Origin of the sequence: Lysinibacter cavernae (assembly GCF_011758565.1) — a bacterium.
Classification (GTDB): Bacteria; Actinomycetota; Actinomycetes; order Actinomycetales; family Microbacteriaceae; genus Lysinibacter; species Lysinibacter cavernae.
Genome location: NZ_JAAMOX010000001.1, coordinates 730,890 through 745,621, shown reverse-complemented (window position 1 = coordinate 745,621; position 14,732 = coordinate 730,890). Strand labels below are relative to the sequence as shown.

Here is a 14,732-nt window from a genome sequence, read left to right as displayed (position 1 = left end):
GTATGTCGAACCCTCAGGATTACCGCCCGGCACAGGGCGAAATTCCGACGAGCCCAGGCGTCTATCGATTCTCGGATGCCAGGGGTCGTGTTCTCTACGTTGGCAAGGCAAAGAACCTCCGCGCTCGACTGAGTAACTACTTTGCGCCGCTTGAGTCGTTGCATCAACGCACGCGGCGAATGGTCACCACCGCGAGTAACGTGACGTGGACAGTCGTTGGAAGCGATTCGGAGGCACTGCTTCTTGAGCACTCGTGGATCAAGGAGTTTGAGCCGCCGTTTAACGTGCAGTTTCGAGATGATAAGAGCTACCCCTATATCGCGGTTACGCTTGCCCACGAGGCGCCGCGTGCCATCATCACGCGCACGGCAAAAATCAGAGGGGCCAAGTATTTCGGCCCATACCCAAAGGTATGGGCGGTCCGCGAAACGCTCAACCTGCTTCAGTCGGCCTTTCCTATCCGCACGTGCAACGAGTCGGACTATAAGCGCGCAATGAGCTCCGGTAAACCCTGTCTTGCTGGGCAAATCGGTCGATGCCACGGCCCGTGTTCGCAGCAGGTCACCATCGAAGAGCACCGGGCGATCGTGAACAGACTGGTGAGTTTTCTCGGCGGCAACGACCGAAGCTATGTGCGCGAACTCACGGCCCAAATGTCTGAGGCAGCCGCGCAGCAACAGTATGAAGAGGCAGCGGTGCTCCGCGACCAGATCCAGTCGGTTCAGCTTGTGCTGGCCAAGAGCGCGGTGGTCCTCGACGACACGGTCGACGCGGATGTGTTTGGCCTCGCTGGCGACGAGCTTGCAGCATCCGTGCACCAGTTCATCGTTCGTGGTGGGCGCATCAGGGGTGAGCGAAATTGGATTGTCGATCTTGAACTCGACGACAGTCCGGCAACCCTGATCGAAGCAATCCTGCAGACGGCCTATGACGACGAACAGCCGCCTCGCAGCATCCTGGTGGCAGAAATGCCGCCGGACCCGAAGGTGCTCGCCGATCTGCTCGCGCAGCAGCATTCGATTGCTGCTGTGGACATTCGCGTGCCAAAGCGAGGCGACAAAGCCGCGGTTCTTGATCGTGCCCGTCTCAATGCGGTTCAACATCTGATGCTGTATAAGACACGGCGGAGCGTTGACCTCGCCACCCGCTCAGAGGCCCTCGCGACACTCCAAGAAGCACTCGGCCTTGATGAAGCCCCGCTCCGGATGGAGTGCGTTGACGTCTCGCACCTGCAGGGAACCAACGTGGTCGCTTCGCTTGTCGTGTTTGAGGATGGGCTCCCATATAAAGCCGGTTACCGGCGGTATTCGATTCCGACCACAACAGATGACACCGATTCGATCTATCAGGTCATTTCGCGTCGGGCCGCACAACTGAATGCCGAGGCACGTGACGACGCCGGACCTGGCTCATTCCGAAACCGGCCTCAACTGATTGTTGTTGACGGCGGCGAACCTCAGGTGGCGGCCGCACACCGCGCGCTCACCGAGGCTGGTATCACCGACATTGGCCTCTGCGGTATCGCTAAGCGCCTCGAAGAAGTGTGGCTACCAGAAGACCCGTTCCCCGTGATTTTGCCTCGCAACAGCGACGCGCTGTTTATGATTCAGCGGCTTCGTGACGAGGCACACCGCTTTGCCATTACATATCAGCGCAGCAAGCGCAAACGCGATATCTCGACGCAACTGAGTGGCATTCCCGGGCTTGGGCCCGCCCGCACAAAGGCCCTGCTCCGTCATTTTGGTTCGGTTGCGCGTCTCCGCCAGGCAACGCCAGAAGAAATCTCGGAGGTCAACGGTATCGGCCCGTCATTGGCCAACGCGATCATTGCGGTGCTGGGCTCGTCGGAAGACGTGGCTGCCAAAGAATCCGAGGCCGCCAGCACAAATGACGAAGCGCCGGAGCCATCCAATGCGATACCGGTGGAACAACTCACGGGGCAATCGGCGGAGTCTGATACCTCGGCCAACCTGTCTGATAGCGAGACCCGGTAGGCTTGACCACAGAGACCCATACCTAATGAGAGAGCGGTGAACATGTCGGAATCTGCCACGCAGCAAGAAGTTCTGATTGTGACGGGAATGTCGGGAGCAGGCCGCTCAACGGTTGCCAACGCGCTTGAGGACCTCGGCTGGTATGTGGTTGATAACCTCCCGCCTCAAATGCTTCGCCCGCTGGCTGACCTGGCTGACAAAGCGAGTGATACCCTGCCCAAAATCGCCGCCGTTATTGATGTGCGCGGTCGTGATCTGTTCCACGACATCCAGCCAATCATTAACGACCTGCGTGATGGTTCGCAGGTTCGCGTTATTTTCCTTGAAGCAACCGACGATGTACTTGTGCGCCGCTTTGAGTCCGTTCGTCGGCCGCATCCGCTTCAGGGCGAGGGCACTCTGCTCGACGGCATCCACCGTGAGCGCGAGCGACTCCGCGAGTTGCGCGCGTCAAGCGACGTGGTCATCGATACCTCCAATTTCAACATCCACCAGCTCGCGTCCGCGACTCACGAGATGTTCTCAAGTTCAGACGACCCCGCGCTGCAACTCACGGTGATGAGCTTCGGATTCAAATACGGCATCCCAACGGATGTTGACCTGGTCGCTGACGTCCGTTTCTTGCCAAACCCGTTCTGGATTCCAGAGCTTCGCGGCCTCACCGGCGCGGATCAGGCGGTGAAGGAATTTGTTCTCTCGCGTGAGGGAGCCGGTGAATTCATTGAGAAATACTCCGAAGCTCTTGCCCCCGTCTTCGCCGGGTACCAGCGAGAAAACAAACGACACGCTACAGTGGCAGTTGGCTGTACTGGCGGAAAGCACCGATCAGTAGCCGTGGCGCGGGAGCTTGCTGATCGTTTTCAGAACCTCCCAGGGGTTGTTGTCCACGTGAAGCACCGCGACCTTGGTCGTGAGTAACAGTCACACGATGTAGCCGCGAATAATAGCGTTCGCAGGTAGCTAGTCGCGATTACACTGGTCGTTCAACGACCCGCGACCCGTAAGTTATTTAGTGGTGTGCGTGCACACCGTTCGAAGGAGTTTTAAGGTTGGCGCTGACAGCCGAGGTTAAAGATGAACTTGCCCGTATTGACGTGGGCAAAACCACGGTACGCGTTGCCGAGGTGGCAACTATTCTGCGGTTCTCGGGTGGTCTGCATACCATTTCAGGGCGCATCGCCCTTGAATCAGAGCTCGACACTCCAGTAATCGTTCGCCGCGTTCGGAAAGACCTTGCCGAGGTCTACGGAGTGCGCAGCACCGCGACCGCCCAGACGCAGGGGACCTCTCGAAAGGGTGCTCCCGGCTATCTTGTTCGCGTTATCGAGGGCGGAGAAACACTCGCTCGTCAGACCGGGTTGCTTGACGCTCGCCGCCGCCCGATCCGTGGGCTGCCGAACCGTCTCACGACGGGAACCACCGAAGAGCTTGCTGCTGTTTGGCGTGGAGCCTTTCTCGCGCAGGGTGCGCTCACCGATCCTGGCCGTTCGTCAAGCCTTGAGGTCAGCTGCCCAACCAACGAGAGCGCGATGGCGCTTGTTGGTGCCGCTGGGCGTCTTGGCGTGCCCGCAAAGAGCCGTGAGGTTCGCGGCATCCATAAGGTCGTCATCCGTGAGGGCGAGGCCATCGCGCAGATGCTCACGCTCATGGGCGCAACCCGCACGGTTCAGGAATGGGAAACGATGCGTCAGCGTCGTGAAGTTCGGGCAACCGCCAACCGTCTTGTGAACTTTGATGACGCAAATTTGCGTCGCTCAGCTCAGGCTGCCGTTGCCGCTTGCGCCCGGGTCGATCGTGCCCTCGAAATCCTGGGTGCCGGCGTTCCTGACCATCTCCGCTACGCCGGCGAACTTCGGTTGGCTCACAAGGAAGCAAGCCTCGATGAGCTTGGTTCGCACGCCGATCCACCCATGACGAAGGATGCCGTTGCCGGTCGCATCCGTCGACTGCTTGCCATGGCCGACAAAGAAGCCCAGGTGCGGGGTATCCCAGGAACCGAGGCGAGTTTACCCGCAGACCTCGACGATCTTTAGATAAGATTAGAGTTCAACGTGCAGGATTCTGCGCGCGTGATTATTCACATCAAGGAGATGAGCAATTTGGCTACTTATACGCTTGCCGACCTACCCTACGATTACTCCGCCCTCGAACCGCACATCAGCGGCGCGATCATGGAGCTGCACCACGACAAACACCACGCTGCATACGTGACGGGCGCAAACACCGCCCTCGATCAGCTGGCCGAAGCTCGTGACTCGGGAAACCTCGCGAACGTAAACAAGCTCGAAAAAGACCTCGCCTTCAACCTCGGTGGACACGTCAACCACACGGTGTTCTGGAACAACCTCTCGCCAGACGGTGGCGACAAGCCCACCGGTGAGGTTGCATCCGCAATTGATGACTTCTTCGGCTCGTTTGATAAGTTCACCGCTCACTTCACCGCTACGGCGCTGGGTGTGCAGGGTTCCGGATGGGCCGCACTGACCTGGGACACCGTTGGCCAGCGTGCCAACATCCACCAGTTCTTTGACCAGCAGGCGAACTTCCCTGTTGGAACCGTTCCGCTGCTCCTTCTCGACGTGTGGGAGCACGCCTACTACCTTGACTACCGCAATGTTCGTGCCGACTACGTGAAGGCATTCTGGAACATTGTCAACTGGAACGATGTTGAGAAGCGCCTTGCGGCTGCGCGTGCGCAGACCCCCGGCCTTGTGGTCTAGTCATTAGTTGTTGAAACGCGCTGGCCGTTGACTTCGGTCATCGGCCAGCGCGCTTTAACCATGAAAAAATCGAGCGCCTTCGGGTGCCAACAAAACAGGAGCAAATGTGTCCGCAAAAGTAGCCATCAATGGCTTCGGTCGAATAGGGCGTAACTTCCTTCGTGCAGCTCTTGCACAGGGCAGTGACCTCGAGATCGTCGCCGTAAATGATCTCACCGATAACGCTGCGCTCGCGCATCTTCTTAAGTACGACTCCATCACGGGTCGTCTGGATGCCGACGTCAAGCTTGAGGGTGACTCGATCATCGTCAACGGCAAGAGCATCAAAGTATTTGAGCAGCGCGATCCCGCACTGCTGCCATGGGGTGAACTCGGCGTTGACATCGTCATCGAGTCGACCGGTTTCTTCACCAAGGCTGAGGCAGCTCAGAAGCACCTCGACGCAGGTGCCAAGAAGGTCATCATCTCCGCTCCAGCGACTGGAGACGTGGCTACTTTTGTGCTCGGCGTGAACGACCAGGATTACGATCCCGCCAACCACAACATCATTTCCAACGCATCGTGCACCACCAACTGCCTTGCGCCGCTGGCAAAGGTGTTCAACGACGCGTTTGGCATCAACAAGGGTCTCATGACCACTGTTCACGCCTACACGGCTGACCAGAACCTGCAGGATGGCCCGCACGGCGACCTCCGCCGCGCACGTGCTGCTGCGCTCAACATCGTTCCTACGGGAACGGGTGCCGCAAAGGCAATCGGGCTGGTTCTGCCCGAGCTCAAGGGCAAGCTTGACGGCTACGCGCTTCGCGTTCCCGTTCCAACCGGCTCGATCACCGACCTCACGGTTGAGACCGATCGCGATGACCTCACGGTTGACGAGATCAACGCTGTGTTCAAGGCTGCCGCCGAGAGCGGCCCGCTCAAGGGCATCCTGAAGTACACCGACGAGCCAATCGTGTCGAGCGACATCGTCACCGACCCGCACTCGTCGATCTTCGACTCTGGCCTCACGAAGGTCATGGGCAACCAGGTCAAGCTCGCGTCGTGGTACGACAACGAGTGGGGATACTCCAACCGTCTGGTTGACCTCGCTGAGCTCGTCGCAAGCAAGCTCTAGGTAACACCTCATCGCTGGCTCGGTACGAGTTCTTCTGCCGAGCCAGCGATGTCCCATGTTTTCTCGTCGAAAGTAGTAACAGTGTCGATTCGTACCCGTGAGTCCTTGGGCTCCCTCTCTGGCAAGCGTGTCATCGTTCGGTGTGATCTGAACGTTCCCTTGAGCGGGGGAGTGATAACCGATGACGGCCGTATCCGAGCCTCCCTTCCAACGTTGCAGGCCCTTGTCGCTGAGGGTGCAAAGGTGATTGTGATCAGCCACCTCGGGCGCCCAAACGGCGAGCCAGCGGCCGAGTACTCGCTTGCACCCGTTGCAAAGCGGCTTGCAGAACTGGTGGATGCCCCGGTCTTGTTTGCGGCAGACACCGTTGGCAAGGAAGCGACCTCTGCCGCTGCCAAGCTGAACGACGGGCAGATCCTTGTTCTCGAGAACCTACGTTTTAACGCCGATGAAACGTCAAAGGATGCCGACGAGCGGACAGCATTCGCCGCCAAACTGGCACAGCTGGGCGACGCGTTCATTTCGGACGGCTTTGGAGTTGTGCACCGTAAGCAGGCGAGCGTGTACGAACTGGCCAAGGCGCTGCCGAGCGCTGCTGGTCAACTTATTACTACCGAACTTGAGGTGCTCGATCGCCTCACCGAAAATCCAAAGCGTCCATACGCCGTTGTGCTCGGCGGCTCAAAAGTTTCCGACAAGCTTGGTGTCATCGGTCACCTCTTGCCGCGCGTAGATACGCTGCTCATCGGCGGCGGAATGCTGTTTACCTTCCTTGCTGCTCAGGGCCACAAGGTTGCATCGAGCCTGCTCGAAGAAGATCAATTCGAAACCGTACGCGGATACCTTGCCGAAGCAGAGCAGCGTGGTGTCACCATCCTCCTGCCAACCGATGTGGTCGTCGCGAACGCGTTCGCGCCTGACGCCGAGCACGTCGTTGCCCCTGCTGACGCCATCGCGGACACCGCCTTTGGTGATGCTGGCATTGGCCTTGACATCGGGCCAGAGACGGCAGAGACGTTTGCGTCAGCCATCAGGGCTTCCGACACTGTGTTCTGGAACGGCCCAATGGGCGTGTTCGAGTTCGAAGCGTTTGCAGGCGGCACACGTGCCGTCGCCAGTGCCCTCACTGACGTGCAGGGACTGGCAGTAGTAGGTGGCGGAGACTCCGCTGCCGCAGTTCGTCAGCTGGGCTTCAGCGACGATCAGTTTGGTCACATTTCGACCGGCGGAGGCGCCAGTCTTGAGTTCCTCGAGGGCAAGAAGCTCCCGGGGTTGGAGGTATTGGGATGGTAAACGACAACGCACAGGCAACGCGCACCCCGCTGATCGCGGGCAACTGGAAGATGAACCTGGACCACCTCCAGGCCATCGCCTTTGTGCAGAAGCTCTCGTGGAGCCTCGGCGACGCAAAACATGACTTTAGCCAGGTCGAGGTGTCGGTGTTCCCGCCGTTCACCGACCTCCGATCGGTGCAGACGCTCATCTCAGCAGACAAGCTGGAGCTTGGCTTTGGCTCGCAGGACATCTCGGAGCACGACTCCGGTGCATACACGGGTGAGGTCTCTGGCGCGTTCCTTTCGCGTCTTGACGTGCAGTACGCAATTGTCGGACACTCGGAGCGTCGTCAGCTGCACGGTGAGACCGACGCCATCGTTGGAGCCAAGTCGGCGGCTGCCGTTCGCCACGGTATCGTTCCCGTCATCTGCGTTGGCGAGACCGCAGAGGACCTCGAAGAGCACGGACCAAGCGCCGTACCCGTCGCGCAGCTCCGCGAGATTCTCTCTCACCTCAAGGCTAGTGACGAGATTGTTGTTGCCTACGAGCCCGTTTGGGCAATCGGTTCGGGTCAGGCAGCAACCGCAGAGCAGGCAGAGCAAGTGGCCGCTGCCCTTCGCGCTGTGATCGCCGAAGTGCTTGGCGACGACCGCGCTGCTGCGACGCGTATCCTCTATGGCGGTTCGGTGAAGTCGGACAACATCGCGCGCTTCATGCGTGAGCCAAACGTGGATGGCGCACTCGTTGGTGGAGCAAGCCTCGCGATCGATGAGTTCTCGCGTATTGTGCAGTTCAAGAAGCACGTCGGCGTGTAGTCGCACTGGTCTTCATCCATCACGTATACTGGGCTGTGGTCTAAACGTCGACCGCGACGTGCCCTCCAACTGATGAAAGGTTCTCTTCGGTGGAAATCCTTCAGGTCATTCTGCAGATTGTGCTCGGTATTACGAGCCTCTTGCTGACCATGCTTATCCTGCTTCACAAAGGTCGAGGGGGCGGTCTGTCAGACATGTTCGGTGGTGGAATGACGTCCAGCCTCGGTTCATCCGGCGTTGCTGAGCGTAACCTCAACCGCATCACGGTCATTCTTGGCCTTGTCTGGTTCGCCGTGATCGTTGTCCTTGGCATCATCACTAAATTTGATACGGGGTTGTAATGGCATCTGGCGGTAGCGCAATTCGAGGTTCACGCGTGGGCTCTGGCCCAATGGGTGAGCAAGACCACGGTTTTCAGGCAGAACGAATCACCATTTCGTACTGGGACGCCCTCGGCAACGAGACGGTTCGCCACTTTGCGGCCAATGTTCCAGACGAAGAGATTCCAGAGAGCATTGACTGCCCGTCGTCTGGTCTTCCAGCCGGTCGTGACAAGGAGAACCCTCCGCAGATCACCAAGCTTGAGCCATACAAGACTCACCTGGCCTACGTGAAGGAACGTCGCACCGAGGCTGAGGCAGAAGAACTGCTTGAGGATGCGCTTCGTCAGCTGCGCATCCGTCGTGGAACGGTCAAGGCCTAGCCCACGCAATAAGATTCAAACGAAAGGCCCCACAACATTTCTGTTGTGGGGCCTTTTTGTTCTCTGTATCGGCGCTAGCCGAGCACCTCGGTGTCGGCAAAGATGACCGTCTCGTCGGTGCCACGAACTACGGCGGCTGGCGCGGTCTCTGCGCCAACGTTTGCCAGAACGTTGGCATACGCTTCGCGCTTTGGCGCTCCGGTGCACAGCAGCCACACACGGTGAGCGGTGTTGATGAGTGGAATCGTCAGCGACAGGCGTTCGGGTGGCGGCTTCGGTGAATTGCGAACGGCGATCACCGGGTCGGTTGCGTCGGTGAGGTCCGGGCGTGCAGGAAACAACGAAGCGACGTGTCCGTCAGGACCAACGCCAAGGAACACAACGTCGAACCCGGCTAACATCGCTGGTGCGATCGTGGCTGAATAGCGAACTGCTGCTTCGTCGAGCGTGAGCCCGTCATCGCTTGCGGGAAAGCGGTGGATGCGGTCAGTTGGAATGGAAAGCGCCTCGAGGAATCCCTCGCGAGCCTGCTCATCGTTTCGGTCCGCGTGACCGTTTGGCATCCAACGCTCATCGCCCCAGTAGAGGTCGACGTTGCTCCAATCGACGCGAGAGGCGGCGGCACTGGAGCCCGTTGCCTCCAGCACCTTGATGCCGAGGGTTCCTCCGGTGAGTACAACCTGCGGCGCCCGGCCTGCAGCCTGTACTTCGGTCAGGACGCGGATGAAGCGCTCAGCGGCAGCTACAGCTGCGGCGTCGAGGGACTCACTGATTACGATTTCGCGCGCGGCCGTCATGCCGTTGCGTTTTCGTGTGTGAGCGCAGCGACACCGTTGGTGATGACACGACCATAGAGCTCGTCTGGATCGAGATGGCGAAGCTCCTCAGCAAGGCAGTCGCGGAGCGAGCGCCGGGGGAGTGAGAGGTCGTGCACTGGCTGGCCTGGCGCGCTCAACTGCGCGACAGTGTCGTGCGTTCGCTCCAGCTCAATCGTGCCTGATGCCCGCTTCAGCTGAACGCTATCAACGCCCCATCCGCCAGACTTGTCTGGGTGGAGGTGGTGAGTCACTGGCGCGTCGAGCTGCTGGAACAGCCAGGCGGCAAGGAGCGTCGTCGAGGGAGACTCTACGGATCCGTTTACCTCAACCGCCTCAACCGCCTCGAATGGCGGCTGGTCAAGAACGGTTGCCAATTGTGCCCGCCACAGGGTGATGCGAGACCACGAGAGGTCAGTGTCACCTGGGGAATAGTTCTGGCCAAGCTCAACAAGAGCCTGCTGTGGATTAGGATGCGTTGTGGCATCGGTGATGCGACGCTGCGCAATCTTTCCGAGCGACGTCTGAGACGCGTGTCCTGGCCAGACGCCAGCCCACCAGACCACAACGGGCGTGTCGGGCAGCAGAAGTCCGGTTACGAGGCTCTCGGAGTCACTTGCCGCGGCGCCATAGGCGTGCAGGATGATGACCTCGCTCGCGCCGGCGTCGCCTCCAACACGAATCTGTGCATCGATGCGGGCCTCAACAATGTGCTCGGCACCTTGGTCAACAGCCACAACAACCACGCGCATCGGGTGCTCTCGTGAGGCGTCGTTTGCAGCCTGGACCGCATCTTCAAGGTGTTCGGGATCCGTCGAAATCACGAGGGTCAGTACCCGTCCGAGGGCAACGGCTCCGCCGTCTTCGCGAACGCGCACAAGCGCCTTTGAGATGTTGCTGACGGTTGTATCGGGAAGTTCTACGATCATGGGCGGCGCCACGTCCTTCCATCGCGAGCCAACAGGTCGTCGGCCGATTGTGGGCCCCAGGTTCCGGGGCGGTAGGGCTCTGGCTTTCCGTTCTGCTCCCAGAACTCCTCGATCGGGTCGAGGATCTTCCAGGAGAGTTCTACCTCTTCGTGACGCGGGAACAGCGGCGGGTCGCCAAGCAATACGTCGAGGATGAGTCGTTCGTATGCTTCAGGGCTCGCCTCGGTAAAGGCGTGGCCGTAGCCGAAGTCCATCGTGACGTCACGAACGCGCATTGTCGGACCGGGAACCTTTGAGCCGAAGCGGATCGTGACACCCTCATCCGGCTGGACCCGGATAACGAGCGCGTTCTGTCCGAGATCTGAGTTCTGACTCGAAGCAAAGAGCGAGTCGGTTGGTCGCTTGAAGACCACTGCAATCTCCGTAACCCGACGGCCAAGACGCTTTCCCGCACGCAGATAGAACGGTACGCCGTCCCAGCGAGGGGTATCAATCTCGAGTTTCATCGCGGCATAGGTTTCGGTGATTGATTCGGGGTTCATCCCGTCCTCGTCGAGGAAACCGATGACCTGTTCGCCACCCTGCCAACCACCCGTGTACTGGCCACGAGCGGTTGCGTGTGCAAGATCTTCTGGCAGTCGAACGGCACCAAGAACGCGCTCCTTCTGCTCGCGCAGATCTGATGCCTCGAAGCTTTCGGGCTTTTCCATCGCTGTCAGTGCAAGCAGCTGGAGGAGGTGATTCTGGATAACGTCGCGCGCCGCGCCGATGCCGTCGTAGTACCCTGCCCGGCCCCCAACTCCGATGTCCTCTGCCATGGTGATCTGTACGTGGTCGACGTACTCGGCGTTCCAGATGGGTTCGTACATGAGGTTGGCAAACCGCAGCGCAAGAATGTTCTGAACGGTCTCCTTGCCAAGGTAGTGGTCGATGCGGAAGACGGCGTCAGGCGGAAAGACCGACTCCACAACCGCATTGAGTTCGCGTGCGGTGCGCAGATCGCTTCCGAACGGCTTCTCGATCACGACTCGGCTCCAGCTGCCGTCCTGAGCTTCGGCAAGGCCAGACTCACGAAGTCGCTGTGTGACTTCAGGGAAAGATCGCGGAGGAATTGACAGGTAGAACGCGTGGTTGCCCATCGTTCCACGTTCCGTATCGAGCTTTGCGAGGGTTTCGCTGAGCTTTTCGAAGGATTCGGGGTTGTCAAACTCGCCCTGCACAAAACGGATTCCCTGCTTGAGCTGGGCCCACACATCCTCGTTAAAGGGAGTGCGTGCGTACTGCTTGACCGCGTCGTGTACAACTCGTTCGAAGTCTTGATCTTCCCAGTCACGGCGGGCAAACCCGACGAGCGCGAATCCTGGTGGAAGGAGTCCGCGGTTGGCAAGGTCGTAGACCGCCGGCATGAGTTTCTTGCGTGAGAGGTCGCCAGTAACACCGAAGATCACGAGGGCGCTTGGCCCTGCGATTCGGTTCAGCCGACTGTCGTCGGCAGATCGAAGAGGATTACTGTGTTGTGGCGACGTGCTCGTAGTAGTGGGGCTCACTGGCACGAAGACCTTTCTGAATTATGCGGAGCGGTACGCGTCGGCGAGGGCGGCAAGGAGCGTCTCGCGGCCACGTACGGCATCGGTCATCGTGAGAACGAGGACTGGACGACCGAGTGACTCAAGCACGCTCGCATCGCCATCAGCCTGCGCGGTGATGAGCTGACCGAAGGTGAATGGCCGTTCAGGGATCGAGAGATCAACATCTGGGATGCTGCGGATCTGCAAGAACACACCGGTTGGCGCTCCACCCTTGTGGTACTGACCGGTCGAGTGAAGGAACCGAGGTCCCCAGCCAAATGTTGTTGGGCGGTGAGTCGCGGTTGCGAACGCATCGCGCAGCTCGGCGAGTTCGGGATGAGCAACGCGGTTGACGTAGGCCTGGAGCGAGATGTAACTCTGCGGCGTGAGCGTCGACAGCAACGAACGGAGTGCCCCGCTGAGCGTAGAAACACCCTGCAGCAGTTTCTGATCGCCGCGTACCTGGATGCCCTGGTCAACAAAGTTCGGGGCGGTTGGTGCTGGACGGTTGTCAAGCAGCGCGCGCGTGGCCGATTTTGCGGACTCAACGTCTGGCTGGTCAAAAGGATCGATCCCAAGGATACGACCGGCGACCGCGGTGGCGAACTCCCAGAGGATGAACTGGGCACCAAGTGAACCTGCCACCTGAATCTCATCAACAGCAGGGATACCAAGCTGTGAAACGAGGCGTACGGGCAAGACATCTGCAAGTACGTGGTTCGCCTCAAAGGATTCCGCATCGAGCACGACGGGAAGGACACCGGTGCCCTGCTTGCCAGTTGATTCTGCAATCAACTGTTCAATCCAGTTGCCAAGCCCAACAACGGTCGAGCCGTTATCGATGAGCCCAACTTTGTCGACGGCGGGTGCGCCGGCGGCCAGGGCAGCACCGAGGAGCAGACCAGGGTTGTTTGGCGAGTCGTCGCTGAGCAGCGGCTGGAAGCGTTCGGTCTGCGCAAGCAGGTCGCCAATGTTCGCTCCGGCAAGAGCCGAAGGAACGAGTCCAAATGCTGTGAGCGCCGAGTATCGTCCTCCGACGGCAGGGTCCGCGAGGAAGATGCGGTAACCGGCAGCGCTTGCTGACTCGTGCAGTGGTGACCCCGGGTCGGTGACCACGATGATGCGATCGATGGGGTTGATTCCAGCGGCTTCAAACGCGGTCTCGTAGGCACGACGTTGGCTGTCTGTTTCAACGGTTGAACCAGACTTCGAGGAGATCACCACGATGGTCTTGTCAAGACGGTCGGCGAGGGCAGCAAGGACCTGACCTGGTTCGGTTGAATCCAGAACGGTCAACTCTACGCCGGCCGTCGCGGTGATGACCTCTGGTGCGAGGCTTGACCCGCCCATGCCACCAAGCACCACGTGCGTAATACCCTCGTCGAGGAATTCTGCGCGCAACTCAGCCATCTGGTCAACAAAGGGGGCAGATACGAGCGTGGATGACAGCCAGCCGAGACGCTTGATGGCTTCGGCCTCTGCGGCCGGTCCCCACAATGTGTGATCTGAGCCAGCGAGGCGCGACGCTACTTTGTCTTCAACGAGTTTGGCGACGGTTGCCGAGATTCGTTCGGCAACCGCGGCTCCAACGGAGATGACGTTTTCCGCGCCGGCCACATTCACATTTGACTCGTCGGGTGAGTCGCCCCCGGTAGTGGAACTCATCGTGCATCCTTCAGCGCTGCATCAACGGTCTCGAGGAGTTCATTCCACGAAACGATGAACTTCTCGACGCCTTCGGTTTCGAGCTTGTTGGTCGCCTCTGTGTAGGAAACGCCAACGGCATCGATTGCGTCGAGAACGGCCTGCGCCTCGTCGTAGTTGTTTGTGACGGTGTCGCCAGTCACAACGCCGTGGTCGAAGGTCGCCTCAAGCGTCTTCTCGGGCATGGTGTTGACAACGCCAGGGGCCACAAGTCCAGTGACGTACATGGTGTCGGGGAGTGCTGGGTCTTTCACGCCGGTAGAGGCCCACAGCGGGCGCTGGCGACGTGCGCCTGCGGCGAGGAGTCCCTTCGCGCGCTCGCTCTCGAAAGCCTGCTCGTAGACCTGGTAGGCAAGCTGAGCGTTTGCAACGCCAGCCTTACTCTTGAGCGCAAGGGCCTCGTCTGTGCCAACTGCTGTCAGGCGGTTGTCGATCTCGAGGTCAACACGAGAAACGAAGAAGGAAGCAACCGAGTGGATGTTTGACAGGTCGATTCCAGCGGCGCGGGCCTTTTCGAGTCCGCCAAGGAAGGCATTGATCACGGCTCGGTAGCGCTCAAGGCTGAAGATGAGCGTGACGTTGACGCTGATTCCCAAGCCAATCACTTCGGTGATGGCCTCAAGTCCTGCAAGGGTTGCGGGAATCTTGATCATGGCGTTCGGCTGGTTAACCTTTGCCCACAGCTCTTTGGCTTGTGCAATGGTTCCGGCTGCGTCATGAGCGAGACCAGGCTCGACCTCAATCGAGACACGGCCGTCATAGCCCTCTGTTGTGTTATAGATGTCGGCAAAAACCTGCGAAGCAGCTGCGACGTCGTCGGTTGTGATCTCGAAGACGGCGCGTGACGCGTCCGCCCCGGCCTGAGCGAGCTCAGCAACCTGCTCAGCGTAGGACTCACCGTTCGAGAGTGCCCCGGCAAAGATGGTCGGGTTGGTGGTCACACCAACAACGTTGCGTTCTGCGATGAGACGCTGAAGGTCTCCGGAGTTGATGCGGCTGCGTGAGAGGTCGTCAAGCCAAATGCTTACGCCGGCCGTGCTGAGTGCGGCGGTAGGTGTCTTAGTCATGTTCTGTATTCCTTTTGATCAGGCC

At 59.5% G+C, this 14,732-nt stretch carries 14 protein-coding genes; 9 read left to right on the top strand and 5 right to left on the bottom strand.

The features are described from left to right. Nucleotides 1–2 precede the first annotated feature (2 nt). The 9 genes from uvrC to FHX76_RS03480 all read left to right on the top strand — a co-directional run bounded on the left by uvrC (nucleotide 3) and on the right by FHX76_RS03480 (nucleotide 8,624). Nucleotides 3–1,994, top strand: a complete 1,992-nt coding sequence (gene uvrC, locus FHX76_RS03520; RefSeq protein ID WP_167147967.1) for an excinuclease ABC subunit UvrC — start codon at nucleotides 3–5, stop codon at nucleotides 1,992–1,994. Between the two features lie 42 nt (nucleotides 1,995–2,036). Further along, complete coding sequence (gene rapZ / locus FHX76_RS03515; protein ID WP_167147965.1) at nucleotides 2,037–2,912, top strand: RNase adapter RapZ; 876 nt, start codon at nucleotides 2,037–2,039, stop codon at nucleotides 2,910–2,912. Between the two features lie 131 nt (nucleotides 2,913–3,043). Further along, nucleotides 3,044–4,027, top strand: a complete 984-nt coding sequence (gene whiA / locus FHX76_RS03510) for a DNA-binding protein WhiA (RefSeq protein ID WP_167147963.1) — start codon at nucleotides 3,044–3,046, stop codon at nucleotides 4,025–4,027. A 66-nt stretch (nucleotides 4,028–4,093) separates the two neighbouring features. Beyond that, nucleotides 4,094–4,714, top strand: coding sequence for a superoxide dismutase (locus FHX76_RS03505; RefSeq protein ID WP_167147961.1), 621 nt, complete (start codon nucleotides 4,094–4,096; stop codon nucleotides 4,712–4,714). 106 nt (nucleotides 4,715–4,820) lie between these two features. Then, nucleotides 4,821–5,831, top strand: a complete 1,011-nt coding sequence (gap, locus tag FHX76_RS03500) for a type I glyceraldehyde-3-phosphate dehydrogenase (RefSeq protein WP_167147959.1) — start codon at nucleotides 4,821–4,823, stop codon at nucleotides 5,829–5,831. Nucleotides 5,832–5,879: 48 nt separating this feature from the next. Next, complete coding sequence (locus tag FHX76_RS03495) at nucleotides 5,880–7,124, top strand: phosphoglycerate kinase (protein ID WP_208402424.1); 1,245 nt, start codon at nucleotides 5,880–5,882, stop codon at nucleotides 7,122–7,124. Next, a complete protein-coding gene (gene tpiA / locus FHX76_RS03490) occupies nucleotides 7,118–7,921 on the top strand; it encodes a triose-phosphate isomerase (protein WP_167147955.1) in 804 nt (267 codons plus the stop codon). The genes FHX76_RS03495 and tpiA overlap by 7 nt, the downstream gene beginning before the upstream one ends. A gap of 89 nt (nucleotides 7,922–8,010) precedes the next feature. After that, nucleotides 8,011–8,262 carry a preprotein translocase subunit SecG gene (gene secG / locus FHX76_RS03485; protein WP_167147953.1) on the top strand — a complete coding sequence of 84 codons (252 nt, stop codon included), beginning with the start codon at nucleotides 8,011–8,013 and terminating at the stop codon, nucleotides 8,260–8,262. Further along, the gene (locus FHX76_RS03480) at nucleotides 8,262–8,624 is read left to right on the top strand and encodes an RNA polymerase-binding protein RbpA (RefSeq protein ID WP_167147951.1); all 363 of its coding nucleotides are present in this window, start codon (nucleotides 8,262–8,264) and stop codon (nucleotides 8,622–8,624) included. The genes secG and FHX76_RS03480 overlap by 1 nt, the downstream gene beginning before the upstream one ends. A gap of 74 nt (nucleotides 8,625–8,698) precedes the next feature. On the opposite strand, the gene pgl is transcribed toward FHX76_RS03480, so the two are convergent. Genes pgl through tal form a run of 5 tightly spaced genes read right to left on the bottom strand, consistent with a single transcriptional unit; the run spans nucleotide 8,699 to nucleotide 14,707 of the window. After that, on the bottom strand, nucleotides 8,699–9,421 hold the full coding sequence (pgl, locus tag FHX76_RS03475) for a 6-phosphogluconolactonase (protein WP_167147949.1): 723 nt from the start codon (nucleotides 9,419–9,421) through the stop codon (nucleotides 8,699–8,701). After that, nucleotides 9,418–10,368 (bottom strand): glucose-6-phosphate dehydrogenase assembly protein OpcA, encoded by a 951-nt coding sequence (locus FHX76_RS03470; protein ID WP_167147947.1) that lies wholly within the window; start codon nucleotides 10,366–10,368, stop codon nucleotides 9,418–9,420. The genes pgl and FHX76_RS03470 overlap by 4 nt, the downstream gene beginning before the upstream one ends. After that, nucleotides 10,365–11,915 carry a glucose-6-phosphate dehydrogenase gene (gene zwf, locus FHX76_RS03465; RefSeq protein WP_167147945.1) on the bottom strand — a complete coding sequence of 517 codons (1,551 nt, stop codon included), beginning with the start codon at nucleotides 11,913–11,915 and terminating at the stop codon, nucleotides 10,365–10,367. The genes FHX76_RS03470 and zwf overlap by 4 nt, the downstream gene beginning before the upstream one ends. Nucleotides 11,916–11,936: 21 nt before the next feature. Next, entirely contained in the window at nucleotides 11,937–13,601 is a 1,665-nt protein-coding gene (locus tag FHX76_RS03460) for a glucose-6-phosphate isomerase (protein ID WP_167147943.1), read from the bottom strand. Beyond that, nucleotides 13,598–14,707, bottom strand: a complete 1,110-nt coding sequence (gene tal, locus FHX76_RS03455; RefSeq protein WP_167147941.1) for a transaldolase — start codon at nucleotides 14,705–14,707, stop codon at nucleotides 13,598–13,600. The genes FHX76_RS03460 and tal overlap by 4 nt, the downstream gene beginning before the upstream one ends. Nucleotides 14,708–14,732 lie beyond the last annotated feature (25 nt).

Excerpts from the sequence above, each read along its gene's own strand:
- uvrC (WP_167147967.1), top strand. The coding sequence starts at position 3 with ATGTCGAACCCTCAGGATTACCGCCCGGCACAGGGCGAAATTCCGACG.
- rapZ (WP_167147965.1), top strand. The coding sequence starts at position 2,037 with ATGTCGGAATCTGCCACGCAGCAAGAAGTTCTGATTGTGACGGGAATG.
- FHX76_RS03495 (WP_208402424.1), top strand. The coding sequence starts at position 5,880 with ATGTCCCATGTTTTCTCGTCGAAAGTAGTAACAGTGTCGATTCGTACC.
- tpiA (WP_167147955.1), top strand. The coding sequence starts at position 7,118 with ATGGTAAACGACAACGCACAGGCAACGCGCACCCCGCTGATCGCGGGC.
- FHX76_RS03480 (WP_167147951.1), top strand. The coding sequence starts at position 8,262 with ATGGCATCTGGCGGTAGCGCAATTCGAGGTTCACGCGTGGGCTCTGGC.
- pgl (WP_167147949.1), bottom strand. The coding sequence starts at position 9,421 with ATGACGGCCGCGCGCGAAATCGTAATCAGTGAGTCCCTCGACGCCGCA.
- FHX76_RS03470 (WP_167147947.1), bottom strand. The coding sequence starts at position 10,368 with ATGATCGTAGAACTTCCCGATACAACCGTCAGCAACATCTCAAAGGCG.
- FHX76_RS03460 (WP_167147943.1), bottom strand. The coding sequence starts at position 13,601 with ATGAGTTCCACTACCGGGGGCGACTCACCCGACGAGTCAAATGTGAAT.
- tal (WP_167147941.1), bottom strand. The coding sequence starts at position 14,707 with ATGACTAAGACACCTACCGCCGCACTCAGCACGGCCGGCGTAAGCATT.